This window comes from Micromonospora sp. NPDC023888 (assembly GCF_040639415.1).
Lineage (GTDB): Bacteria > Actinomycetota > Actinomycetes > Mycobacteriales > Micromonosporaceae > Micromonospora.
Map to the genome: position 1 here is coordinate 96,769 of NZ_JBEZZW010000022.1, position 23,791 is coordinate 120,559.

Consider the following 23,791-nt stretch of genomic DNA (forward strand, 5'->3'; position numbering starts at 1 on the left):
CACGACGAAGGCCCGCTCCCCAGGGGGACGCGGGCCTTCGTGGCGTACGGGTCGGTCGCGACGGCGACCGGGTGGATCAGTGTTCGGCGGTGCGCCGGGTGCCGCTGTAGTACTCGAACAGCAGCCCGCAGGCGGCGAAGACGACAGCCACCAGACCGGCGCCGATCAGCCAGAACTGCCAGAACACCAGGCCGAGCGCGGCGATCGCGGCGGCCAGCGCCAGACCGAACGGCCAGTAGCTGCCCGGGCTGAAGAAGCCGACCTCACCAGCGCCGTCGGCGATCTCGGCGTCCGGGCGGTCCTCCGGGCGCAGGTCGATGCGACGGGAGACGAACCAGAAGAAGCCACCGCACATCGAGCAGAGCAGGAACGACAGCAGCAGGGCCACGGTGCCCACCCACTCGACGCGGCCGGACTCACCGTGGGTCCACGTGCCGTAGAGGATGGTGGCACCGAAGAGGAACCCGGCGATGATCAGGAAGATACGCCACTCGGTCTTCATGCGGCTGCCTCAGCTTCCCGTGCGGGCCGGAACTTTGTCCGGGTTGAAGTTGTCCTGCGTCCGCCGGGTGTCGAACGGCTGCGTGGTCTCCGCGTACGGCTCCTCGCCGATCTGGACCAGCGCGTCCTGGGTCGACTTGCCGCTCTGCTTGGCAGCCAGGAACTGGTCGTACTTCTCCGGCGAGACCACCCGCAGCTCGAAGTTCATGAACGCGTGGTAGCTGCCGCACAGTTCGGCGCAGCGCCCGACGTAGGCGCCCTCGGCGTCCAGACTGGAGACCTCGAACACGTTGCGGATCTTGCCCGGCATGACGTCCCGCTTGAACAGCAGCTCCGGCACCCAGAACGAGTGGATGACGTCGCGGCTGGTCTCCTCGAAGCGGATGGACCGGCCGGTCGGGAGCACCAGCACCGGAATGACCTCGCTGGTGCCGAGCGTCGACGCCGTGGTGCGGGCCTCCGTGCCCTGACCGTCGCGGTAGTTGAACTGCCAGTTCCACTTGAAGGCGACGACCTCGACCGTGACGTCCGGGTTCTTCGACAGCTTGTCGACGTCGGTCTGCACGATCGCCGTGTAGTAGAAGAGCACGGAGACGATCAGGATCGGCGCGATGGTGTAGAGGAACTCCATCGGCAGGTTGTAGCGGGTCTGCACCGGCAGCGCGTTGCCACGCTTGCGGTAGCGCACGACGCACCAGAAGATCAGGCCCCACACGAAGACGCCGACCGCGAGCGCGGCGATGCAGGAGGCGATCCACAGGTCGTACATCCGCTTGGACTCCGCCGAGATGCCGCCCTGCGGCCACCCGAAGCCGTCAAACGCCTGGCCCACATCACAGCCCGTGAGCAGGACCAGCAGCGCCACGCCACTGAGACCGAGCCCGGCCAACCGACCAGCACCACGCCCCCGGCGTCCACCGACCCCTGGCGAAGCGCTGTGCCGTACGGCCGACGGCCGTACCTCCGAACTCCTTGCGACCACCTGGTCCTGCCTCCCTAGCGCGCCGCGGTGCGTCTTTCGTCAGCACCGGCGGCAAAGGCGTCACCGACGGTCGCAGATTACTCGACCATGACGGACTCGGCCGTGGTGGGGTCACTGTCCGCCCCCCATTGGGGGGATGATCGGCATACCGCCGCGATAGCGTGTCGATCTGTGAGCGCATCCCCGGTCTACCTGGACGCGGCGACCGCCGCGCCGATGCATCCGGTCGCGCGGCAGGCGCTGCTGGCCGCCTTCGACGACGGCTGGGCCGACCCGGGCAAGCTCTACGCCCAGGCCCGCCGGGCCCGACAGTTGCTCGACGCCGCCCGCGAGGCCACCGCGCTGACGCTCGGCGTCCGCGCCGACGAGGTGTCCTTCACCCCCAGCGGTACGACCGCGGCGCACGGCGCGGTGCTCGGCGGCCTGGCGGCCCGGCACCGGGTCGGGTCGGCGCTCGTGCACTCGGCGATCGAGCATTCGGCGGTGCTGCACGCTGCGGAGCGACACGCGGCGGCGGGTGGGACCGCGACCGGCGTGCCGGTCGACCGGTTGGGCCGGCTGGACCTGACCGCGTGGTCGGCCGCCGTCCGCGCGCCCGGAGTCGCGCTGGCCGCGTTGATCACCGCCAGTCACGAGGTGGGGACCGTGCAACCGGTCGCCGAGGCGGCCGCCGCCTGCGCCGAGGTGGGAGTGCCGCTCTACGTGGACGCCGCGCAGTCGGTCGGCCGGGTGCCAGTGCCCGCCGGCTGGTCGGTGCTCAGCGCGAGCGCCCACAAGTGGGGCGGCCCTCCCGGCGTGGGGGTGCTGGTGGTGCGCAAGGGCACCCGCTGGGAGTCCCCCTGGCCGGCCGACGAGCGGGAGGGTGGGCGTACCCCGGGGGTGGTGAACCTGCCGGCGGTGGTCGCGGCGGCGGCGAGCCTGCGGGCGGCGGCTGCGGACGCGGCGGCCGAGGCGACCCGGCTGGCCGCGCTCGTGGATCGGATCCGGACGCGGGTAGCGGTGGAGGTGCCCGACGTGGAGGTGGTCGGCGACCCTGTGCTCCGACTCCCCCACCTGGTCACCTTCTCGTGCCTGTACGTCGACGGGGAGGCGCTGCTGCACGCGCTGGACCGGCGGGGCTTCGCCGTGTCGTCCGGTTCGTCCTGCACGTCGTCCACGCTGCGGCCGTCACACGTGCTGGAGGCGATGGGGGTGCTCTCGCACGGCAACGTACGTGTCAGCCTGCATCGGGAGACGACCGAGGCGGACGTCGAACGGTTCCTCGGCGAGTTGCCCGGGATCGTCGCCGAGTTGCGAGCCGAGGCTGGGGTGGTGGGACTGTGACGATGCCGGACGAAGTGATCGACTGTCGGGGGCAGCGTTGCCCGCTGCCCGTGATCGCGGCGGCCCGGCGGCTGCCGCAGGTGCCGGTCGGCACGGTGGTCCGGGTGCTCGCCGACGACCCGGCGGCGGCTGTCGACATCCCCGCCTGGTGCCGGATGCGCGGTCAGGAGTTCCTCGGATCGGTCGACGGACCCGACGGCCCCGCCTACGACGTCCGCCGCTCACACTGACGTCCGCGTCCCGGCGTTCGACGCCGAGCAGCACGGCACGTCGGTGCTGCTCGGCGCTGAACAGCTAGGGCAGGAGGTGGGGGCGGATCTCGTCGGCAGCCTCGTCGCCGTAGGACTCGGCCAGGCGCTTGACGAACAGGTCGCGGCGGACCTCGTACTCCTGGGTCCCGACGGTTTCCAGGACGAGCGTGGCCAGCAGCGAGCCGACCTGGGCGGCCCGTTCCAGGCCGACCCCCCAGGAGAGCGCCGTGAAGAACCCGGCCCGGAAGCCGTCACCCACACCGGTGGGGTCGACCGCCCGGATCTCCCGCGCGATCGGTACGTGGATCGGGTCGATCCCCCGCCCGGCGATCTCCACACCGTGCTTGCCCAGCGTGGTGACGCGCACCTTGACCAGGTCGAGCAGCTGGTCGTCGCTCAGCTTGGCCTTGCTCTGCAACAGCGACTTCTCGTAGTCGTTGGTCATCAGGTACTCGGCGCCCTCGATCAGCGCCACCACGTCCTCGCCGGGCATCCGGGCGAGCTGCTGCGACGGGTCGGCGGCGAACGCGTACCCGCGGGTGCGGCACTCGGCCGAGTGCCGCAGCATCGCCTCGGGGTCGTTGGCGCTCACCAGCACCAGGTCCAGTCCGCCGATCCGGTCGGCGACCGGGGCGAGTTCGATGTTGCGGGCCTCGCTCATCGCGCCGGCGTAGAACGACGCGATCTGGCACATGTCGGTGTCGGTGGTGCAGACGAACCGGGCGGTGTGCGCCACCTCGCTGATGTGCACGGAGTCGCAGTCGACACCGTGGCGCTCCAGCCAGGAGCGGTAGTCGGCGAAGTCCGCGCCCACCGCGCCGAGCAGCACCGGGCGGAGGCCCAACTGCCCCATGCCGAAGGAGATGTTGGCGGCCACACCGCCGCGACGGAGCACCAGATCGTCAACCAGGAAGGAGAGGGACACCTTGTGCAGTTGATCGGCGATGAGCTGGTCGGCGAAGCGACCGGGGAAGCTCATCAGGTGATCGGTGGCGATCGAGCCGGTCACGGCGATCTTCATGTCAACCCTCGGGGTCGGGAGCAGGGCGCGGTCAGCCTACCGGCCCGGCAATCCGACGGTGCCTGTGTCCCGTCGGTCGGACACCCGGTAACCGGCCCGCCAGCGGCGCTTCGGGACCGCTCCCAGTCAGCACGACGGCGGGGCCGTCCCGAAGGACGGCCCCGCCGATGCTTGTGTGTGTGCTGTGACTCAGTTGAACGAGTCACCGCAGGCGCACGAGTTGCCCGCGTTGGGGTTGTCGATGGTGAAGCCCTGGGCGTCGATCCGGTCGGCGAAGTCGATCGTCGCGCCGGACAGGTACGGGGCGCTCATCCGGTCGACGACGACCTCGACACCGCCGAAGTCGGTGACGACATCACCGTCGAGCGAACGCTCGTCGAAGAAGAGCTGGTACCGCAGGCCGGAGCAGCCGCCCGGCTGCACGGCGACGCGGAGCCGCAGGTCGTCGCGGCCCTCCTGCTCGATCAGGGCCTTGACCTTCTGCGCCGCGACGTCGGTGAGGACGACGGAAGTAGGGGCCTGGGCCTCGGTCGACTCGGTCTGCGCTGGCGTGGTCACGTGGAAGTCTCCCTGCGCGGTGTGGGTCCGGACGCACTGGCCAACGCCGTGCGCCGTCCAGTGATTCCCGGTTGTGGTCCGGTTCCGATCGTACGCCGCCCCGGCCGGGCTCACCCGCGTGGCGTGATCGCCGCCGCAGGTCGGCCCCGGTGGTGAGCTGTCGACGGCCTCAGCGGCTCCACTGCCGGGCCAGCCGGGCGCCCAGCTCGTGCAGCCCCGCCGCCGGCCGGCTCAGGGCGGCGTCGAGCCCTCCGCGCTCCTCGCCACCGAAGTGCTCGACCAGGCTGTACGCGTCGGTCACCCCGGCCGAGGCGGCCTCCCGCCGGCCGGTGCTCACCTGCCCGGCCAGCACCACGCAGGGGACCCCCCGGTCGCGGGCGGCGCCGGCCACCCCGGCGACGACCTTGCCGCGCAGCGACTGGTGGTCGAACGACCCCTCACCGGTGATCACCAAATCGACGGTGTCCAGGGCGGCGTCCAGGCGGGTGGCCTGGGTGACCAGCCCGATTCCCGACTCGCAGCCGCCGCCCAGGGCGAGGATGGCCGCGCCGATGCCACCGGCGGCCCCGCCCCCGGGCAACGTGCCGAGCCCCGCCGGGCAGCCGGCCAGATCCCGCTCCAGCACCTCCGCGAACCGTTCCAGCGCGGCGTCGAGCAGCAGCACGTCCGCACGGTCGGCGCCCTTCTGCGGACCGAACACGTTGCTCGCGCCGTGCAGCCCGAGCAGCGGGTTGTCCACGTCGGTGGCCGCGACCAGCCGGACGCCACGCAGCCGGGGTACGCCGTCGAGGGCGTCGACCAGGGCCAACGCCGCCCCGCCGTACGGCAGCGCGGCACCGCCCGGGTCGAGCGGGGTCACGCCCAGCGCGGCGAGCATTCCGGCTCCCGCGTCGTTGGTGGCGGAGCCGCCGAGCCCGATCACCACCGTCCGCGCGCCGCTCTCCACCGCGGCTGCCACCAGCAGGCCCAGCCCGTACGAGGTGGTGGTCTTCGGGTCACGTTCGGCGGTGCTGAGCAGGTGCAGCCCGCAGGCCTGGGCGCTCTCCAGATAGGCGGTCGCGCCGTCGGTGGTGAGCAGGATCTCACCGGCGGCCGGCCGGCCCAGCGGGTCGACCGTCGACACCGGCAACCGCCGGCCGCCGAGGGCCTCGGCGAGCACCTCCACGAAGCCGGGCCCACCGTCGGCGAGCGGCCGGATCAGCAGCTCGTCGCCGTCGGTGACGGTGCGCCAACCGTCGGCCACCGCGGCGGCCACCTCCGGTGCGGACAGGGTGCCGGCGAACTTGTCCGGGCAGAGCAGCACGCGCATGCCGAGCAGTGTGGCAGCCCACACCGAGGGAAGCTGCGTCGCGCTCGCGCTGTGGGACCATGGGCTACGTGACTTCGACCTGGCTGGAACCCTCCAACACCGCGACGGCTCTGCTGCTGCTCGGCCGGGGCAGCGACCCCGACACCGAGCGCGGCGTCGAGTGTCCGGGCGACCTGCCGGCGCCCAGCGACCCGGATCTGGTGGCCCGCGCCACGGCCGCGAAGGCGAAGCTGGGCAGCAAGGTCTTCGTGCTGGGGCACCACTACCAGCGCGACGAGGTGATCCAGTTCGCCGACGTGACAGGCGACTCGTTCAAGTTGGCCCGGGAGGCAGCGGCCCGTCCGGACGCGGAGTACATCGTCTTCTGCGGCGTGCACTTCATGGCCGAGAGCGCCGACATCCTCACCACCGACGCCCAGCGGGTGATCCTGCCGGACCTGGCGGCGGGTTGCTCGATGGCGGACATGGCGGTGCTGGGCCAGGTCGAGGCAGCGTGGGACACGCTTACCGAGCTGGGGATCGCTGACCAGACCGTGCCGGTGACGTACATGAACTCGTCGGCCGACATCAAGGGCTTCGTCGGCCGCAACGGCGGCGTGGTCTGCACCTCGTCCAACGCCAAGCGGGCCCTGGACTGGGCCTTCGAGCAGGGGTCGAAGGTGCTCTTCCTGCCCGATCAGCACCTGGGCCGCAACACGGCGGTGCTGGAGATGGGCCTCTCGCTCGACGACTGCGTGCTCTACGACCCGCACAAGCCCGGTGGCGGGCTGACCCCCGAGCAACTACGCGACGCCAAGATGATCCTCTGGCGGGGGCACTGCTCGGTGCACGGCCGGTTCACCCTCGACAGCGTCAACGACGTCCGCGAGCGGGTGCCGGGCGTCAACGTGCTGGTCCACCCGGAGTGCCGGCACGAGGTGGTCACCGCGGCCGACTACGTGGGTTCGACCGAATACATCATCAAGACCGTCGAGGCGGCTCCGGCCGGTTCGGCGTGGGCGCTGGGCACCGAGTTGAACCTGGTTCGCCGGCTCGCCCTGGCGCACCCGGACAAGCAGATCATGTTCCTGGACAAGGCCGTCTGCTACTGCTCGACGATGAACCGGATCGATCTGCCACACCTGGTCTGGGCTCTCGAAGAGCTGGTCGCGGGCCGGGTCGTCAACCAGATCACGGTGGACGCGGACACCGCTCACCACGCCCGGGTGGCGCTGGACCAGATGCTCGCCCTGCCCGGCGCGGACACCCCGCCGCCAGCGGCATCCTGATCACGGTCCGTAGCGCCCTTGGTACGCAAAAGCGCCGGATCACCGATTAATGCCACACACGCCGATCTGACCGAGTCCTTTTTCGTCACCGAGGGCTATGCTGCCGGGGCGACGACATACGCGGGCCGTTTCAACTTGGCCGCATTCGGGGTAGCGACAACATTCAGGCTCCCCACCAACAACACGGCAGCACCGACGCGCTGGAGGTTGCGTTGACCGACGACGTCCTGGTCGTGCACGGAGGCACTCCGCTCGAAGGGCGGATCCGCGTGCGCGGCGCGAAGAACCTGGTTTCGAAGGCGATGGTCGCCGCGCTGCTCGGCGACAGCCCGAGCCGGTTGTTCGACGTGCCGAAGATCCGCGACGTCGAGGTGGTCCGGGGTCTGCTCGGCCTGCACGGCGTCAAGGTCACCGACGGCGCCGAGGACGGCGAGCTCGTCTTCGACCCCGCGAACGTGGAGAGCGCCAGCACCGACCAGATCAACGTGCACGCCGGTTCCAGCCGGATCCCGATCCTGTTCTGCGGCCCGCTGCTGCACCGGCTCGGGCACGCGTTCATCCCGGACCTGGGCGGCTGCCACATCGGCCCGCGCCCGATCGACTTCCACCTGCAGGCGCTGCGCGAGTTCGGTGCCACGGTGGAGAAGCGGCCGGAGGGTCTGCACCTGTCCGCGCCGAACGGGCTGCACGGCACCAAGTTCGCCCTGCCGTACCCGAGTGTCGGCGCCACCGAGCAGGTGCTGCTGACCGCGGTCATGGCCGAGGGTGTCACCGAGCTGCGCAACGCCGCGGTGGAGCCGGAGATCATCGACCTGATCTGCATCCTGCAGAAGATGGGCGCGATCATCAAGGTCCACACCGACCGGGTGATCGAGATCCAGGGTGTGCCGAAGCTGCACGGTTACACCCACCGGCCCATCCCGGACCGGATCGAGGCGGCGAGCTGGGCGGCCGCCGCCCTGGCCACCCGTGGTCACGTCGAGGTGCTCGGCGCGCAGCAGGCCGACATGATGACCTTCCTGAACATCTTCCGCTCGGTCGGCGGCGAGTACGAGGTCACCGACGCGCGCGCGCCGAAGCTGGGCGACCCGGGCCAGGAGGGCGGCATCCGCTTCTGGCACCCGGGCGGTGAGCTGAACGCGGTGGCGCTGGAGACCGACGTGCACCCCGGGTTCATGACCGACTGGCAGCAGCCGCTCGTCGTCGCGCTCACCCAGGCCCGCGGCCTGTCGATCGTCCACGAGACGGTCTACGAGCAGCGGCTGGGCTACACCGAGGCACTGAACTCGATGGGCGCCAACATCCAGGTCTACCGTGACTGCCTCGGCGGCACCCCGTGCCGCTTCGGCCGACGCAACTTCAAGCACTCCGCGGTGATCGCCGGGCCGAGCAAGCTGCACGCCGCCGACCTGGTCATCCCGGACCTGCGGGCCGGGTTCAGCCACCTGATCGCGGCGCTCGCGGCCGAGGGCACCTCCCGGGTGTACGGCGTCGACCTGATCAACCGGGGCTACGAGGACTTCGAGGCGAAGCTCGCCGACCTGGGCGCGCACGCCGAACGTCCGTAACCCCGAACACCCCTCCCAGCGCCCGGTGCACCGCGATGTGCACCGGGCGCTGGTCGTTGGCTACCCTTGCCGCGTGCCGTCGCTCTTTCGCCGCAAGTCCACCGACCTCGTCGACGAGGCCGTCTCCTCGGTGACCACCGAGGAGACCGCCGAGCGTGCCCGGGGTTACACCCCGGCCAAGGGTCGGGAGACGCCGAAGCGGCCGACCGTGGGTCGCCGCCCGGCCGGCCCCAGCCGCCCCCTCACCAAGGAGGAGGAGCGGGAGCGTCGTCGCCAACTGCGCGCCGACGCCGCGTCGGAGTTCCGCCGTGAGGGCGGCCCGCGCGACCGGGGTCCGGAGCGGCTGCTGGCCCGCAACGTGGTCGACTCCCGGCGTACCGTCGGCACCTGGTTCTTCGGCGGTGCGCTGATCGTGCTGATCGGGTCGAACGCGGCCATGCCGCCGCTGGTTCGGTTGATCTCCAACGTGCTCTGGGGCGCGCTGGCCCTGGGCGTGGTCGTCGACTCGGTGTTGATCTGCCGCAAGATCAGCCGGTTGGTCCGGGAGCGCTTCCCGAAGACCGACCAGCGGATGGGCTCGCTCTACCTCTACGCGGTCATGCGGTCGATCACCTTCCGGCGGATGCGCGCCCCGGCCCCGCAGGTGAAGCTCGGCGACAAGGTCTGACGCCGACTTCCCACCTCCGCACCGTCAGCGAACCGCTGTCCCCGGCGTCCCCGGCGGCAGCGGTTTCGCCGTAGCTGGACGACCCGCGCACTGCCGAGGTGATGCTGGTGGGCGGGCCGGGGGCAAGCCCGCCGTGCGGCCTCGGAGCGGGCGCTGTTCGTTGTACCGTACGCAGGGTTCATCCTGCTGGACAGGCTGCCGCTGTTCGCCACAACGAACGCCGACCCGATGGAGCGAACGCATGCCTCCGGAACCGGCCGCCCCGCTGGCCACCATCGCCGCAGCCCTGCGCCGGGAGCGGGAACGGGTGGGCGTCTCGCTCACCGAGCTGGCCCGCCGGGCGGGGGTCGCCAAGTCGACCCTCTCCCAACTGGAGTCGGGCACCGGCAACCCGAGCGTGGAGACGCTCTGGGCGCTGGGCGTGGCGCTCGGCGTGCCGTTCAGTCGGCTGGTGGAGCCCGCCGACCACGCCGTACGGGTGATCCGGGCCGGGGACGGGCCCCAGGTCCGCTCCGAGCAGGCCGACTTCGCCGGCACACTGCTCAGCGCCGGGGCGGCACACCTGCGCCGGGACGTCTACCTGATCGCGCTGGAGCCGGGCGCGGCCCGAGCCGCGGACGGGCACACTCCGCGCAGCACCGAACACGTGGTGGTCGCCGCCGGCCGGTTACGCGTCGGCCCCGACACGGCCCCTGTCGAACTCGGACCCGGCGACTACGCGGCGTTCCCCGGCGATGCCCCGCACCGCTACGAGGCGCTCGCTCCCGGCACGTTCGCCGTCCTCATCCTGGAGCATCCCTGACCCGGGGCGACGATCGGCCCGAGCCAGCCGACCGTCCCATGGGGTAGGGTCGGAGACCAGATTGGGTTATAGGACCAAATGTCCGAAACCATTGGGATAACGTTTGCACCCGTGGGCGGCACCACAGTGGCGGTGAGCGAGCCCACGCCGTTACCCTCCATCCGCAGCCACGGCCTGCCGGCGCAGGCGACCTGACCGGCACGTGAGGCCCCAGCACGACAATTTGCAACGAGGTGACAACGCCGTGAGCGAGCGGACGCGAGCCGGCCACCGGGGCGTGGCAGGCGGCGACCGGACGCCCGGCGATCACCCGGCTACGGCTGCGCACCGCTCACCTCCGGCGAGAGTCGGCCGAGTGGCCGGACGCGGCCGATGAGCGGCCGTTACGCCGACCGGTGGTCAGACCCGAACGAGCCGTCCTGGGTGGTCGAACCGACCACCGAGTGGCACCCCCAGTTCCCCGGCCAGCGCTACCCCGGCGACATCGGTGTGGTCCACCAGCCGCCACCGCGTGGCCGGGCGACGGTGACCGGCCGAGCCGAGGTGCCACCACTCGCGCCCACCCGCCCGGACGGCACCTACCTCGGCCGGTCCTGGGCCGACGAACCGCCGGAAGAACCGGCGGTCCACAACCGCTCCTGGCCGGATGACGAGCCGGGCGAGACACCGACCTACGGCCGGCCCCGCAGCGACGCGCGCTCCGCCGACGCGTCCACCCACGGCCGCAACGACAGCGCCAACCCCCGCACCTACGACCACGAGCCGTACCGTCGGCCACTACCCGAACCGCCCCGGCGCGACGAACGCCGCTCCCCCGAGTCGGACCGGCGTACCGCCTGGTCCGACCGGCGCCCCGTCGAGGAGCGAGGACCCGCGCGGGAGGCCGCCTGGCACCAGGACCAGCCCCCGTCCGAGCGGTACGACAGCCGCCGCCAGCGGCCGGAGCCCACCGACCGGGAGCGTGGTCATCCTGGCCTGCCACCGGTCTCCCCCGCGCCCCGCTCCGATTCCGGTTGGATGCCGGAGCCCGACGACGCACCACGTCGGCGCGGTACGCACGAGCGACCGGCAGCCGGTCACGACCGCCACCCCGTCGACGGATACGGCGCACGACCCACAAGGGACCACGACGGCCGGCTGGCCGACGACCGGGTCGCCGACGGAGTCGACAGGTGGGCACCCGTCGACGGCCGCACCCGATACCGCGCCGACGGTTACCCGGACCAGCCCGCCGACGACGTTCGCCGCCCGGAGCGGCGCTACCGCGCGGACGAGGGGGCCGGCGCGCCGCCGTCGCCCAACGGTGGACGACGGCACCGGCCCGAGCCGGAGATGCCCGACCATCCCCGCCGCGACGAGGATCGGCGCCGGCCCGACAGCGACGCGCACCGACAGCAGCCCCGCGAGACAGCGGCCCGCGCCGAGGCGTACCCGGACCGGCGCCCCCGCGAGGAGGCCCGCCCGGACGCGTACCGCCAGGACGGACATCGCGAGCACACGTACCGCGAGGAGCGGCCGCACGACAACCCCTACCGCGAGCCTCGGCCGCAGCCCGGCCAACGGCCGGACGGCACCCTGCCCTGGCCGCCGCCGGGCCCGGTCCGACCGGACCGCACCCGGGAGCCCGGCCAGCGCACCGAACCGCACCGCACCGCGGACCCACACCGCGGCGTCGAGCCGGGTGTCCCGTCGCGGCCGGACGCGCGACCCGAGCGGCCGGCGGTCACCCCACCCCGCTACGAGGAGCGACAGGTACGCCCGGCCGCCACCGCCCCGTCGACGGCCGGTCACGCCCCGCCGGTCGCCCCGGAGCGGATGGCGCCGCCGTCACCTGTGTCCCCCGCTGCGCCCAACCGGGACCGACCGGTCTCGGCCGCTCCGGTCTCGGCCGCTCCGGCTTCCCCCGCCTCCGCCGTGCCCGTCTCGGGCCCACCCGCCGCACGCCTCCGGCTGGAGTACCTGCCCGCGCCAGTGGACCCGCCGACCTCCGACCCGCGCTCGGAGGTGCCACCTCCGCCGGAGCGCCGGACACCGACCGAACCGCCGCCGCCCGTCGGCGCACACCCCGCCGCACCGCCGCGTTACCCCGGCCCGGACTCCACGGACCGCCCGACGGGCCAGCGGCACGGCGGCGAGCCGACCGCGGACCGCCGCCGGTTCGATGACCCGTCGGGCAGCACCACGCCGACCGACCACCGCCCGCTGCCGCACTCCCCCGACCGGACGGTTTCGGGGCAGCGCCCACCCTCCCCAGACCGGCAGCACTCCCCCGACCGGACGCACTCCACGGACCGGCCGCACTCCACGGACCGGCCGCACTCCACGGACCGGCCGCACTCCACAGACCGGCCGCACTCTCCCGACCGGCCGCACTCCACGGACCGGCCGCACTCTCCGGACCGGACGGTTTCGGGGCAGCGCCCGGACTCGCCGGACCGGACGGCTCCGACGGCGGACGCCCGCCCGGCGGTCGCGCCGCCGCCCACCTGGCAGGTCCCCAAGCCGACGGCGACCACGCCCGCCCCGACAGCGGCGGCCCCGGAGCCCCCGGTGCGGGACGCCGGCGCGGCACTTCCGCTCGCCCCTGGCACGCCGCGCCGCTACGTACCGCCGCCACCCTCAGAAGAGCCGCTCGCCGAGGTTCGCGACCCGGACGAGGTTGCGGGCACCCGCGGGCCGGAGGCGTGGTTCAGCCCCGCTCAGGCCGCCGACCCGGATCCGGGCGAGCCTGCGCCGGACCGGCAGTCGTCCGAGTCGGCCGCTGACGACCGGCAGTCGTCCGAGTTGGCCGGTGACGAGTCGACGGCAAACGATCTCGACCTGTCCACCACACCGACATCCGACCCGTCCGCGGCGTCGACCACTTCGGGCCGGGAGCCGTGGGCGCCGACCACCGACGTCCGTCCCGATCCGAGTGACGAGCACGGAGGCCCCTCGACAGCGGCCGATACTCCGCAGCCCGTCTCCGCGCCGCCCGCACGCCCGAGCGTCGACGCCGAAGCCGACGACCCGCAGGACGAGGCGCAGACACCTGTCGGACCGGCACCGGCACACGACGATCGGCCCGTCTCCGGCGCGCCTGCCACCGCGACGCCGCACCAGCAGGCCGAGGTCGTCGCCGACGCCGAGCAGCAGTTGGTCACCGCTGACCTGGTCGGGAACGCCGATCCCGATGCGTACGACTCCACTGACGACGCCGAACCGTACGGCTGGCCGTCCGACGCCGAGGGCGGTCCGGACACCACCGGGTCGACGGACGGCTCGCGAGCCGACGACTGGTCGGATGACGTCGCACTACCGGCCCCGTCCGCAATGTCTGATGACAACGATTCTCCCGTCTCGGGAGCACCGGTCTCGGCCCCGCCGGTCCCGGCCGATCCCACGCCGCCGACCCTGACGCCCATTTTCGCACCCCCAGCGCCCGCGCCCCCGGTCGCCGCGGCACCCGTCTCCGCGCCGCCCGCCTCCGCCGCACCGGTCTCCGCGCCACCGCTGTCCGCAGCACCGGTCTCCGCGCCGCCCGCGTCGGTGCCTCCGCCCGTGTCCGCACCGCCGATCGCCCCCGCGCCCGTCTCCGCACCACCCGCGTCGACAGAGCCGGCTTACGAGCCACCCGTCTCCGCCCCGCCGATCGCCCCAACACCCACGTCGGCAGCACCCGTCTCCGCGCCGCCCGTCTCCGCGCCGCCCGCACCGACACAGCAGACCTACGCGCCGCCCACCTCCGCGCCACCCGCACCGACACAGCCCACCTACGCGCCGCCCACCTCCGCGCCACCCGCACCGACACAGCAGACCTACGCGCCGCCCACCTCCGCGCCACCCGCACCGACACAGCCCACCTACGCGCCGCCCGTCTCCGCGCCACCGGCGTCGGTGGTGCCGACGTCCGCACCACCCGCCCCCGACGTTCCCGGCCCGAGGACCGGCTCGCGCGGGCAGGACGCGCCCGTCTCCGCACCACCCGGCAACGCTCCACCGGCGCCGACCCGCCCGTCGCTGGCCGACCCGGGCGACCCGGAGCAGGTCCTCGCCGCGTACCGCTGGCGGTTGGACCCGGTCACCCTGCGCGAGGAGCTGACGGAGCCGGACGACCTGCGGGCCATCCGGCGGCGGCTGACCGAGAAGCTGGGCTCGGCGGTCGACAACCGCGCCCGGGCCCGGCTGCTCAGCCTCCGGGCGGTGGCCTCGCGGATCCTCGGCGACCTGGACGACGCGCTGGCCGATGGTCGGCTCGCCCTCACCTACGCCGAGGCCACCGGCGAGCTGCGCCGGACCTCGTTGGCCCAGGCCCGGCTGGCCCACGTCCTGCGCTGGCGTGGCAACTTCGCCGAGGCTGACCAACTCTTCGCCCAGGCCAACTCGATCGAGCTACCCGACCGGCTGCGGGCCGCACTGCACGAGCACGCCGGACGGTCGTGTTACGACCAGGGACGGCTCATGGAGGCCTGCGAGCACTTCGAGCAGGCGCTCGACCTGCGCGGTGCCGGCGACGCGGAACTGCTGGACCGGGTCCGGGTGGCCCTCGACGCGGTCGCCGTCCGGGCAGCGGCCGACGGCTTCGGGCCGTACCGCCGGGGTCGGGACGAGGTGCTCGACCGGGACCGGCCCCCGGTGCCGGAGCGGGACGGGCCGCTGTGGGGTTACACCGGCCAGGACGGCGACGTGGTCATCCCCGCCCGGTACGCCGAGGCGCAGCCGTTCCACGACGGGCTGGCCTGGGTTCGCCGGCCGGACACCGACCGGTGGTCGCTGATCAACCTGCTCGGCACGACGGTGATCCCGCCGTCGTACCGGGCGGCGCACCCCTTCAACGACGGCCTGGCCTGGGTGGTCGGCGAGGGCGGTTGGACGGCCATCGACGCGACCGGCGCGGTGCAGGTCGCGCCCAACTTCGCCGAGGTACGACCGTTCCGCCGCGGGTTGGCGGCGGTTCGGCGCGAGGGGTGGGGGGCGGTCGACCGGACCGGCCGGATCGTCGTGCCCACCCGCTACCACGGGTTCGTCACCGAGTTGGCCGACGGCCAGCAGGTCGACGGCTTCACCGACGAGGGGCTCGCCGTGGTCGACGTGGCCGGCCGGCGCGGGGTGGTGGACCGCACCGGCGCGGTGCTGGTCCCGCCGACCCACCCGAGGCTGGTCATCCACCCGGTGGCGTTCCTGGTCGGCAGCGGCGGGCGCTGGGGTGCGCTGGACCGGCGCGGCGAACCACTGATCGACCTCGTGCACCGCGATCGCGCCGAGGTGTTGGCGGAGATCGATCGGCTGCTCACCGACGCCAACCCGGTGCTCTGAGCGCCGCTCGACGCTGGTGATCCACCGGGGCTAGGGTCGGTACATGGAATTCCGACACCTGGGCCGTTCAGGCCTGCTGGTCAGTGAAATCTCGTACGGCAACTGGATCACCCACGGTTCACAGGTCGAGGAGGACGCGGCGTTCGCCTGCGTCCGGGCCGCCCTCGACGCGGGGATCACCACCTTCGACACCGCCGACGTGTACGCCGGCACCCGGGCCGAGGACGTGCTCGGCCGGGCGTTGCAGAACGAGCGTCGCGAGGGCCTGGAGATCTTCACCAAGGTCTACTGGCCGACCGGGCCGGGCCGCAACGACCGGGGCCTGTCCCGCAAGCACATCATGGAGTCGATCAACGGCTCGCTGCGCCGGCTGCGCACCGACTACGTGGACCTCTACCAGGCCCACCGCTACGACAGCAGCACCCCGCTGGAAGAGACGATGGAGGCGTTCGCCGACGTCGTGCACTCCGGCAAGGCGCACTACATCGGTGTCTCCGAGTGGACCGCCGAGCAGCTCCGTGCCGCCCACCCGCTTGCCCGGGAGCTGCACATCCCGCTGGTCTCCAACCAGCCGCAGTATTCGATGCTCTGGCGGGTCATCGAGGCTGAGGTCGTGCCGGCCAGCGAGGAGCTGGGCATCGGGCAGATCGTCTGGTCGCCGATGGCACAGGGTGTGCTGTCCGGCAAGTACCTGCCGGGGCAGCCGCCGCCGGCTGGTTCCCGGGCCACCGACGAGAAGTCGGGTGCGAGCTTCATCTCCCGGTTCATGAACGACGACGTGCTCACCCGGGTGCAGCGGCTCAAGCCCCTCGCGGAGCAGGCCGGGCTCAGCATGGCCCAGCTCGCCGTGGCGTGGGTCCTGCAGAACCCGAACGTCTCGTCGGCGATCATCGGCGCGTCCCGCCCCGAGCAGGTGCACGACAACGTCAAGGCGGCCGGGGTGAAGCTCGACTCCGCGCTGCTCAAGGCGATCGACGAGATCGTCGAGCCGGTCACCGAGCGGGACCCGGCGAAGACCGAGTCCCCCGCACAGCGTCCCTGACGCCGGTCCGGTCCGGTCGGCGCACCCACGCGCCGACCGGACCGGTCAGGTCGGCTCCACCGCCCGTCGCCGGGCCGGTCGGCACCGCCCGTCGCCGGTCAGCTCTGCCAGAACCGGATCAGGTCGAGACCGACGGCGTAGAGCCATGAGGGCAGACCGAGCAGGTCACCGACCGCGAAGACCGCGTCGAAGAACCAGCCGCTGATGCGCGGATTCCACAACAGCGCGAAGAGCAGCAGGAAACCGTACGGCGCGAACAGGTCGTACATCTTGCGCCACTGCGGGTTGAGCCACGGCTGGATCATGTTGCCGCCGTCCAGGCCGGGCACCGGCAGCAGGTTCAACACGCTCGCGGTGAGCTGGAGGAAGGCGAGCAGCGCCACCCCGGCCCAGAACTCCACCGGGCCACCCGACTGGGTGCCGATCCGTACCGCCGCCACCAACACCAGCGTGAACAGCACGTTCGTCGCCGGGCCGGCGAGGCTGACAAGCGTGTGCCGCAGTCGCCCCGGGATGGCATGCCGGTCCACCCAGACCGCGCCGCCGGGCAGGCCGATGCCACCGAGCAGCAGCACCACCACCGGCAGCACGATCGACAGCAGCGGGTGGGTGTACTTCAACGGGTTGAGCGTCAGGTAGCCGCGATGGGCGATGTCCCGGTCGCCGGCCCGGTAGGCCACCACCGCGTGCGCGTACTCGTGCAGGCAGAGCGAGACCAGCCAGCCGGACACCACGAACAGGAACACGTTGAACCGGACGCTGCCGTAACCGTTCCACGCCAGCACCCCGCTGACCGCGAAGAGCGCGACCAGGCCGAGGAAGAGCGGGCTGGGCCGAAACGCGGCCTTGGGCACGCCGAGGACCAGCCCGTCGGCTCCCGGCCGGTCGTAGGCCATCACTCGGCCGTGGGTAGCAGGCTCATCCGGTACTCCACCCGGTCGTCCTCGACGAGTGCGACCGAGGTGACGCCGGACGCCGCGAGCTCCCGCCAGGTCTGACCGATCCAGGATTCGGCGTCGGCCTGGCTGCTGAACGACTCCGCCGGTCCCTCGACCGTCTGGCCGTCCGTGCCCTCGTACCGCCAGCTCCACGCCATGCCGCGTCTCCCCTCGCCGCTGATGTCCCCGTGGGACGAACCCTCGCCAGCGTAGTCGGCCCGGCGCGCAACGGCCGCTCGCTCGCCCCGGTGGGACCCACGGGGTGGATCAATCCGATCGACGCCGGCCGGTACGGTGGCTCGGTGCTGACACGGGGAGTGCTGCTCGGCGACCGGTACCGGCTGGGCGAGCGGGTGGCGACGGGTGGGATGGGCGCGGTCTGGCGCGGCACGGACGTGCTGCTGGAACGCGAGGTCGCGGTGAAGGTGCTGCTGCCGTCGCTGGTCGCCGACCCCGAGTTCACCGCCCGGTTCCGGGCCGAGGCGCGGATGCTTGCCGCGCTGCGGCACCCCGGCGTGGTTCCGGTGCACGACGTGGGGCAGGCCGCGCTCGTCGACGGCAGCCGGGTCGACTACCTGGTGATGGAGTACGTCGAGGGCGAGCCGTTGTCCGCCCGGGTACGCACGGCGGGGCGGCTGGATCCGGCCACCACCATGTCGGTGCTGGCCCAGGCCGCCGACGCGCTGCACACCGCCCACCTCGCCGGCATCGTGCACCGGGACGTGAAGCCGGGCAACCTGCTCGTCAAGGCGGACGGCAGGGTGGTGCTCGTCGATTTCGGCATCGCCCGGTCGCGCGGCATGGCCGGGCTCACCGCGGCGAACATGGTGCTCGGCACCGCCTCGTACATGTCCCCGGAGCAGGCCAGCGGGCAACCGGTCTCGGCCGCCACCGACGTCTACGCGCTCGGCGCGGTGGCGTACTTCTGCCTGGCGGGGCAGCCGCCCTTCCACGGTGACAGCCCGCTGGCGGTGGCGTTGCGGCACGCCCAGGAGGAGCCGGCGGCGCTGCCGGCGGACACCCCGCCGGCGGTCGCCGCCGTGGTGGCCCGCGCACTGTCCAAGCGTCCGGCGGAGCGGTTCGGCAGCGCCGCCGAGTTGGCCGCTGCCGCCGCCGACGCCCGCGACGCGACACTGGCCCGCATCCCGGTGTCGGCCCGCCCACCGTGGGCGTTGGCCGCCCCGCCCGTGCCGACCGCCTCCCCGCCCGCTCCGGGCACCACGCCACCGGCCGTCCCGGCCACCAGCCCGCCATCGGCCGTCCCGGCCGCCACGCCACCCGCTACCCCACCCGCCGCGCCGCAGGTGGCGACGCCCCCGCCGGCCGGGCCGGTACCGGTGCGGTCCGCCGCCCTGCGCGCACCGGCGGCCTTCGCGGCCGAACCGACGACCGAGCCGAAGCCGACCCGCGAGGACCCGCTCCCGACAAGCCCGGGGTGGCGTCGGCCACTGCTTGTCGGGGCCGGCGTGGTCGTCCTCGTCGCGCTTGTCGCGACGGTGGCAGTGGTGGCGCTGCGGCCCAAGGATGATCCCGGTGCGGCGGACCGGCCGCCCGCGCTTGCCGGCGGATCGGTGACGACCACCGACGCCACGCCGCCGACCGGGGACCCGACCACCACCACCGGCCCCCTGCCCAGCGGCACACCACGCGCCACCCGGCCGGCAACGCCCGGCCCGACCGGTTCCCGCGCCGCCGCCACGGCCGTCGGCGGACCGGCCGGCACCGCAACGCCGGGCGGCACACCGACAGGTACGGCCAGCACCCGACCGACGTCAAGCGGCAGCCCGTCGAGCCGACCGAACCCGTACTCCGCGGCGCAGGCGTGCGGCAGCGGCTACCAGGTGATCGACTCGGCGACCCTGACCGACGGTGGCGGTCGCCGCCAGGGCCGCGTCTACCTGCTCTACCACTCGGGCAACGGCAACAACTGCGTGGTCACCCTGAAGGACACCGCGGTCGGCACCAAGACGGCCGTGTCGGCGTACCTGGAGGTGCAGGGACGGGCCCGCAGCACCGACAGCGGGTCCTTCGACTACTACGCGGGGCCGGTGCGGGCCTCCGCCGCCGGTGCGTGCGTGAAGTGGGGCGGCGCGACCGGCGGGGTCAGCTACGGCAGCGGGTTCGAACACTGCGACTGATCACCGGCAAGCACCGGGCCGGCAGGCACCGCGACCCCGGGCGGCCTTAAGGTACGGGCATGTCCGTAGACGGGTGGAACACGGTCCTGGTGCTCGGCGGTATCCGGTCCGGCAAGTCCGAGTTCGCCGAGTCCCTGGTCACCGACGCGCCGGTGGTCCGTTACCTCGCCACCGCGCCCGAGGGCGACCCGGAGGACACCGAGTGGGCGACCCGGCTGGCGGCGCACCGCGCCCGGCGCCCGGGTAGCTGGACCACCGAGGAGACCACCGAGGACCCGCGCAGGCTGGCCGACGTGCTCGCGTCCGCCGAGCCCAACGAGACGCTGCTCGTCGACGACCTCGGCGGCTGGGTGACGGTGCTGCTCGACCCGGAGCACCAGCCGGCCGACGACGTGGCGACGATCGCCGAGCTGGCCGAGGCGATCCGCACCTGCTCGGCCCGGTTGGTGCTGGTGAGCCCCGAGGTGGGGCTGTCGCTGGTGCCGACCACCCCGCTGGGTCGGGCGTTCACCGACGCGTTGGGCGCGGCCAACCGCGCGGTCGCCGACGCCTGCGACACGGTGGTGCTCGTGGTGGCCGGCCAGCCCGTCTGGCTGAAGCCGGCGGCCGGCGTGACCGCCCCGGCGGTGACCGCGAGCGGGATCGAGCCGGCGGCCACCGCCAGCGCGACCGCCCAGGTGGTGGCGAGCCTGGCCGACACCGAGCCCACCCCCGAGGTGCAGCTTCCCGACGTGCTCACCCACACGCCGCCGGTCGTACCGAACCAGGAGCCCGGCAACCCCTGGGCCGCACCGACCATGGCGCTGCCGATGGTGGCCACCGGGCTGGTCATCCAGCCGGGCATGGAGCTGCCGATGCCCGACGAGTACGCGGGCCCGCAGGCGGTGGAGCGACTTGCCACGCTTGACGTACCCGGCGCCGGGCTGGGCGTGCTGGACCGGGTGGTCGGCTTCGCCGCCGCCACCCAGGGCACCACCACCCCGCAGGCCTGGGCGTCGGTACGCGTGTTGCTGCTGCACGGCGACCACGCCGGCGGGGCGTCGGCCGGCACCGTCGCCGGTGAGTCGGCGCGGCGGGCCGCGCAGGCCCGCGCCGGGCGGGGCGCGTTGGCGCGACTCGCCGCCGAGAGTGGCGCCAGCCTCCAGGTGGTGGACACTCCGGCCGCCGCGCCGATCGAGGACCAGCCGGCGCTCTCGCTCGACCAGGTGGAGTCCGCGCTGCGCTACGGGTGGCGGCTCGCCGAGCAGGCCGCCGACGCGGGCGTACAGCTACTGGTGCTGGGGGCGTGCGGAGCCGGCACCGAGGCGGCGGCCGCGGCGGTGCTCGCGGCGACGGCGGGCGCGGAGCCGCCCGCCGTGCTGGGCCGGGTCATCACCGGCTCCGGCGAGATCGACGACGCGGCGTGGATGATCCGCTGCGCGGCGGTACGCGACGCCCTGCACCGCACCCGCCGCTCGTCGCGCGGTGCGAAGGACATCCTGGCCGAGTTGGGCGGCGGCGACGTCGCGGTGGCCAGCGGCGTGCTGCTCGGCGCCACCGCCCGCCGGGTGCCGGTGCTGCTCGACGGGCCGGTCGGGCTGGCCGCCGGCATGGTCAGCCGCGACCTGGCCGGGCAGGCCCGGCACTGGTGCCTGCTCGCCGACCATGGCGGTCACCCGGCGGTGCGGCTCGCCGCCGACGTGCTCGGCCTCACCCCACTGCTCGACCTGCGGATGGATCTCGGCGAGGGCGCGAACGCGCTTGTCGCGCTCCCGCTGCTGCGCTCGGTGCTCGCCCTGGCCGCGGCCCTGCCGGTCCACCCGTCGCTCGGCGGCGACGAGGACCCGAGCCCGAGCGCCGACGAGGCCGACCCGGACGTGACTCTCGACGAGTCCGACTTCACCGAGCCGGAGCCGGCCGGTCCGGGTCCGGCCAGCACCGGGGCGGACGAGCAGCCGACGTCGGGTTGGCGTGCCGGCTGAGTCGCGGTTCCTCGCGGGAACCCGGCTGGCGGTCACCACGTTCACCACGTTGCCGGTGCGGGCCGGGCGGATCGACCGCCCGGTCGCCGGCACCGCGATGGCACTCGCCCCGGCGGTCGGCGCGCTGCTCGGCGCCCTGCTGGCCGGTGTGCTGCTGCTGACCGGCGCGGTCGCTCCCCCACTGGTGGCCGCGGGTGTGACGGTCGGCGTGGGCGCACTGCTCACCCGCGGGCTGCACCTGGACGGGCTGGCCGACACAGTGGACGCGCTCGGCTCGTACCGGCGGGGGGCTGCCGCACTGGAGATCATGAAGAAGCCGGACGTCGGCCCGTTCGGGGTGGTCGCCCTGGTGGTCGTACTGCTGGTGCAGGCGGCGGTGCTTGCCGACCTCGTGGGGCGGTCCGGGCCGGCGGCTCTCGCGGCGGTGGTCGCGGCGACCGCCGCCGGGCGGTTCGGCGTCACGGTGGCCTGCCGGCGGGGAGTGCCGGCGGCCCGACCGGACGGGCTCGGCGCGCTGGTGGCGGGCACGGTCGGCCCGGTGGCAGTTGCCGTCGGCGCGGTCGCCGTCGCGCTGCTGGCGGTGCCCGCGGTGCCGGGCCGCCCGTGGCAGGGGCCGCTGGCCGTCGCCGCCGCGCTGGCCGTCGCCCTCGCGCTGCTGACCCACGTGGTACGCCGGCTCGGCGGGATCACCGGCGACGTGCTCGGCGCGACCGTCGAGATGGTCACCACGCTGGTCTACCTGGGTCTGGTGCTGTCCGCCTGAAGCGGGCACGGCGGGCCGGGTAGCGTTCGGCTCGACAGCACCGGCACGGCCACCGGGGGACCCAGCATGCTCATCACGGACGACTTCCTGCCCGTACCGGTGCCGGAGTCGCTCAGCGCGACCTACCTGGTGCCGATGGCGGGGCTGCCGAAGGTCAGCGCGAAGACCGCGGTGGCGGCGCTGAGCGGTCGGCTGGCCGAGCCGGTGCACGGGCTGGCCCGGCAGATGCTGGACAGCCCGCTGATGAGCGTCGACACCAGGCCGATCGCCGATTTTCCCGAACTGCCGCCGGACCTGCTCACCGCGTTCGGCGCCACCAAGGAGCAGTTGGCCCGGCTGGCCGCGGCGACCCACCTGGTGGTCGTGCAGGCCGAATACCGGCCCGGTTGGCCGCCCGCGCACGAGTGGGCGGCCCGCGCGGTCGCGGCAGCGGTGGCGGAATCCGTCGACGGCGACGTCGTGGACGTCTTCGGTCTGCAGTTCCTCGACCCGGCGACCGCGCTGCGCTCACTCCCCGACGAGCAGGGCCGCATCCGGCTTGTCGACTGGGTGCTGGTGCCGTACTCCTCGGACACCGAAGGGCTGTGGTTCACCACCAAGGGGCTGCGCCGATTCGGGCTGCTCGAACTGCAGACCCAGGGGGTGCCGGACCACCTCACCCGCGCCTGGGGTGCGGTGATGACCGGGGCGGCCCGTCGGCTGCTGCGGGACTGGACCGACGGGCTCACCGGCGAGGAGGTTCCGGCGTTCGTGCAGCTACCGGTGCTGGCCACTGTCACCGGGCACGACATCGCGGTGGCGTACGGCAATCCGGAGCAGCACGGCGCGACGGCCCCGGTGCTGCTGCGCCTGGAGCTGGACCCGGCGACGGACCCGGAGGCCGACTCGTTCCTGAGCCTGCGTCCGCCGGCCGGTCACCCGGGCCCGGACGGGCGCTACTTCGCCGCCGCCTGCGCCACCCTGTTCTCCGGGATCCAGCCGGACGTGCGCTACGCCCGCTCCGGTGACGCGATGAGCCGGGCGGTCGCCACGGCGCGGGCGGCGCTTGGTGACGCGCGGGTCCGGTTCGTGGCCGGTCGGTTGCCCGCCGAGTCGCAGTTGGTGGTCAAGTACGGCCTGCCCGGCGACGACGGCCCGGAGTACGTGTGGGCGGGCGTGACCTCGTGGGACACCCCGGAGCGGATCGTCGGCGTGAGCGCCAGCGACGCCAACACCGACCCGAGCGTCCGCATCGGCGCCCCGGTGGTCGTGGAGACGTCCGACGTGGTCGACTGGGCGATCCTCGACGCCACAGGCGTCATCGAGGGCGGCTGGACCCAGGCCGTCCTGGACTCCGGCGAACCCCCCACCGCCGCACGCTGACCCCACCCCCACCCCACCCACCCCACCCCACCCCACCCCACC

At 73.6% G+C, this 23,791-nt stretch carries 18 protein-coding genes and 1 pseudogene; 12 read left to right on the top strand and 7 right to left on the bottom strand.

Going from position 1 to position 23,791, the window contains the following annotated elements; all coding sequences use genetic code 11:
• Positions 1-76 precede the first annotated feature (76 nt).
• Together AB0F61_RS20550 and coxB are read right to left on the bottom strand one after the other, a co-directional pair.
• On the bottom strand, positions 77-502 hold the full coding sequence (locus tag AB0F61_RS20550) for a cytochrome c oxidase subunit 4 (RefSeq protein WP_357811919.1): 426 nt from the start codon (positions 500-502) through the stop codon (positions 77-79).
• A 9-nt stretch (positions 503-511) separates the two neighbouring features.
• The gene (gene coxB / locus AB0F61_RS20555) at positions 512-1,483 is read right to left on the bottom strand and encodes a cytochrome c oxidase subunit II (protein WP_357811921.1); all 972 of its coding nucleotides are present in this window, start codon (positions 1,481-1,483) and stop codon (positions 512-514) included.
• Between the two features lie 171 nt (positions 1,484-1,654).
• Here coxB and AB0F61_RS20560 point away from each other — a divergent pair, with 171 nt between their 5' ends.
• Together AB0F61_RS20560 and AB0F61_RS20565 are read left to right on the top strand one after the other, a co-directional pair.
• On the top strand, positions 1,655-2,806 hold the full coding sequence (locus AB0F61_RS20560; RefSeq protein WP_357811923.1) for an aminotransferase class V-fold PLP-dependent enzyme: 1,152 nt from the start codon (positions 1,655-1,657) through the stop codon (positions 2,804-2,806).
• On the top strand, positions 2,803-3,036 hold the full coding sequence (locus AB0F61_RS20565; RefSeq protein WP_355032384.1) for a sulfurtransferase TusA family protein: 234 nt from the start codon (positions 2,803-2,805) through the stop codon (positions 3,034-3,036). The genes AB0F61_RS20560 and AB0F61_RS20565 overlap by 4 nt, the downstream gene beginning before the upstream one ends.
• Positions 3,037-3,100: 64 nt before the next feature.
• On the opposite strand, the gene AB0F61_RS20570 is transcribed toward AB0F61_RS20565, so the two are convergent.
• The 3 genes from AB0F61_RS20570 to AB0F61_RS20580 all read right to left on the bottom strand — a co-directional run bounded on the left by AB0F61_RS20570 (position 3,101) and on the right by AB0F61_RS20580 (position 5,945).
• Complete coding sequence (locus AB0F61_RS20570) at positions 3,101-4,078, bottom strand: carbohydrate kinase family protein (protein ID WP_357811926.1); 978 nt, start codon at positions 4,076-4,078, stop codon at positions 3,101-3,103.
• A gap of 189 nt (positions 4,079-4,267) precedes the next feature.
• Complete coding sequence (gene erpA, locus AB0F61_RS20575; protein WP_007463211.1) at positions 4,268-4,636, bottom strand: iron-sulfur cluster insertion protein ErpA; 369 nt, start codon at positions 4,634-4,636, stop codon at positions 4,268-4,270.
• A 169-nt stretch (positions 4,637-4,805) separates the two neighbouring features.
• Complete coding sequence (locus AB0F61_RS20580) at positions 4,806-5,945, bottom strand: glycerate kinase (RefSeq protein WP_357811967.1); 1,140 nt, start codon at positions 5,943-5,945, stop codon at positions 4,806-4,808.
• Positions 5,946-6,013: 68 nt separating this feature from the next.
• Between AB0F61_RS20580 and nadA the strand changes: the two genes are divergently transcribed.
• The 6 genes from nadA (at position 6,014) to AB0F61_RS20610 (ending at position 16,587) form a co-directional block, all read left to right on the top strand.
• Positions 6,014-7,213, top strand: a complete 1,200-nt coding sequence (nadA, locus tag AB0F61_RS20585; RefSeq protein ID WP_357811928.1) for a quinolinate synthase NadA — start codon at positions 6,014-6,016, stop codon at positions 7,211-7,213.
• A gap of 212 nt (positions 7,214-7,425) precedes the next feature.
• Entirely contained in the window at positions 7,426-8,781 is a 1,356-nt protein-coding gene (gene murA, locus AB0F61_RS20590) for a UDP-N-acetylglucosamine 1-carboxyvinyltransferase (RefSeq protein WP_124820727.1), read from the top strand.
• A gap of 73 nt (positions 8,782-8,854) precedes the next feature.
• A complete protein-coding gene (locus tag AB0F61_RS20595) occupies positions 8,855-9,448 on the top strand; it encodes a DUF3043 domain-containing protein (protein WP_357811931.1) in 594 nt (197 codons plus the stop codon).
• A gap of 241 nt (positions 9,449-9,689) precedes the next feature.
• Positions 9,690-10,250 carry an XRE family transcriptional regulator gene (locus AB0F61_RS20600; protein WP_357811933.1) on the top strand — a complete coding sequence of 187 codons (561 nt, stop codon included), beginning with the start codon at positions 9,690-9,692 and terminating at the stop codon, positions 10,248-10,250.
• A 372-nt stretch (positions 10,251-10,622) separates the two neighbouring features.
• Positions 10,623-15,545 (top strand): WG repeat-containing protein, encoded by a 4,923-nt coding sequence (locus AB0F61_RS20605; RefSeq protein WP_357811935.1) that lies wholly within the window; start codon positions 10,623-10,625, stop codon positions 15,543-15,545.
• A gap of 43 nt (positions 15,546-15,588) precedes the next feature.
• The gene (locus AB0F61_RS20610; RefSeq protein ID WP_357811937.1) at positions 15,589-16,587 is read left to right on the top strand and encodes an aldo/keto reductase family protein; all 999 of its coding nucleotides are present in this window, start codon (positions 15,589-15,591) and stop codon (positions 16,585-16,587) included.
• Between the two features lie 98 nt (positions 16,588-16,685).
• Here the strand turns inward: AB0F61_RS20610 and AB0F61_RS20615 are convergent, their stop codons facing one another.
• Both AB0F61_RS20615 and AB0F61_RS20620 read right to left on the bottom strand, forming a co-directional pair.
• The gene (locus AB0F61_RS20615; protein WP_357811970.1) at positions 16,686-17,483 is read right to left on the bottom strand and encodes a site-2 protease family protein; all 798 of its coding nucleotides are present in this window, start codon (positions 17,481-17,483) and stop codon (positions 16,686-16,688) included.
• The gene (locus AB0F61_RS20620; protein WP_196918986.1) at positions 17,483-17,683 is read right to left on the bottom strand and encodes a hypothetical protein; all 201 of its coding nucleotides are present in this window, start codon (positions 17,681-17,683) and stop codon (positions 17,483-17,485) included. Before AB0F61_RS20620 ends, AB0F61_RS20615 begins: the two co-directional genes overlap by 1 nt.
• A 144-nt stretch (positions 17,684-17,827) precedes the next feature.
• Between AB0F61_RS20620 and AB0F61_RS20625 the strand changes: the two are divergent.
• From AB0F61_RS20625 to AB0F61_RS20640, 4 genes and pseudogenes are all read left to right on the top strand, one after another.
• Positions 17,828-18,637, top strand: a pseudogene (locus AB0F61_RS20625) (serine/threonine-protein kinase); the annotation flags it as partial.
• 1,085 nt (positions 18,638-19,722) lie between these two features.
• The gene (locus AB0F61_RS20630; RefSeq protein WP_357811939.1) at positions 19,723-21,624 is read left to right on the top strand and encodes a bifunctional adenosylcobinamide kinase/adenosylcobinamide-phosphate guanylyltransferase; all 1,902 of its coding nucleotides are present in this window, start codon (positions 19,723-19,725) and stop codon (positions 21,622-21,624) included.
• Positions 21,614-22,387: an adenosylcobinamide-GDP ribazoletransferase gene (locus tag AB0F61_RS20635; RefSeq protein ID WP_357811941.1), complete on the top strand. Its 774-nt coding sequence runs from the start codon at positions 21,614-21,616 to the stop codon at positions 22,385-22,387. The genes AB0F61_RS20630 and AB0F61_RS20635 overlap by 11 nt, the downstream gene beginning before the upstream one ends.
• A gap of 66 nt (positions 22,388-22,453) precedes the next feature.
• Complete coding sequence (locus AB0F61_RS20640; RefSeq protein WP_357811943.1) at positions 22,454-23,749, top strand: DUF2314 domain-containing protein; 1,296 nt, start codon at positions 22,454-22,456, stop codon at positions 23,747-23,749.
• Positions 23,750-23,791 lie beyond the last annotated feature (42 nt).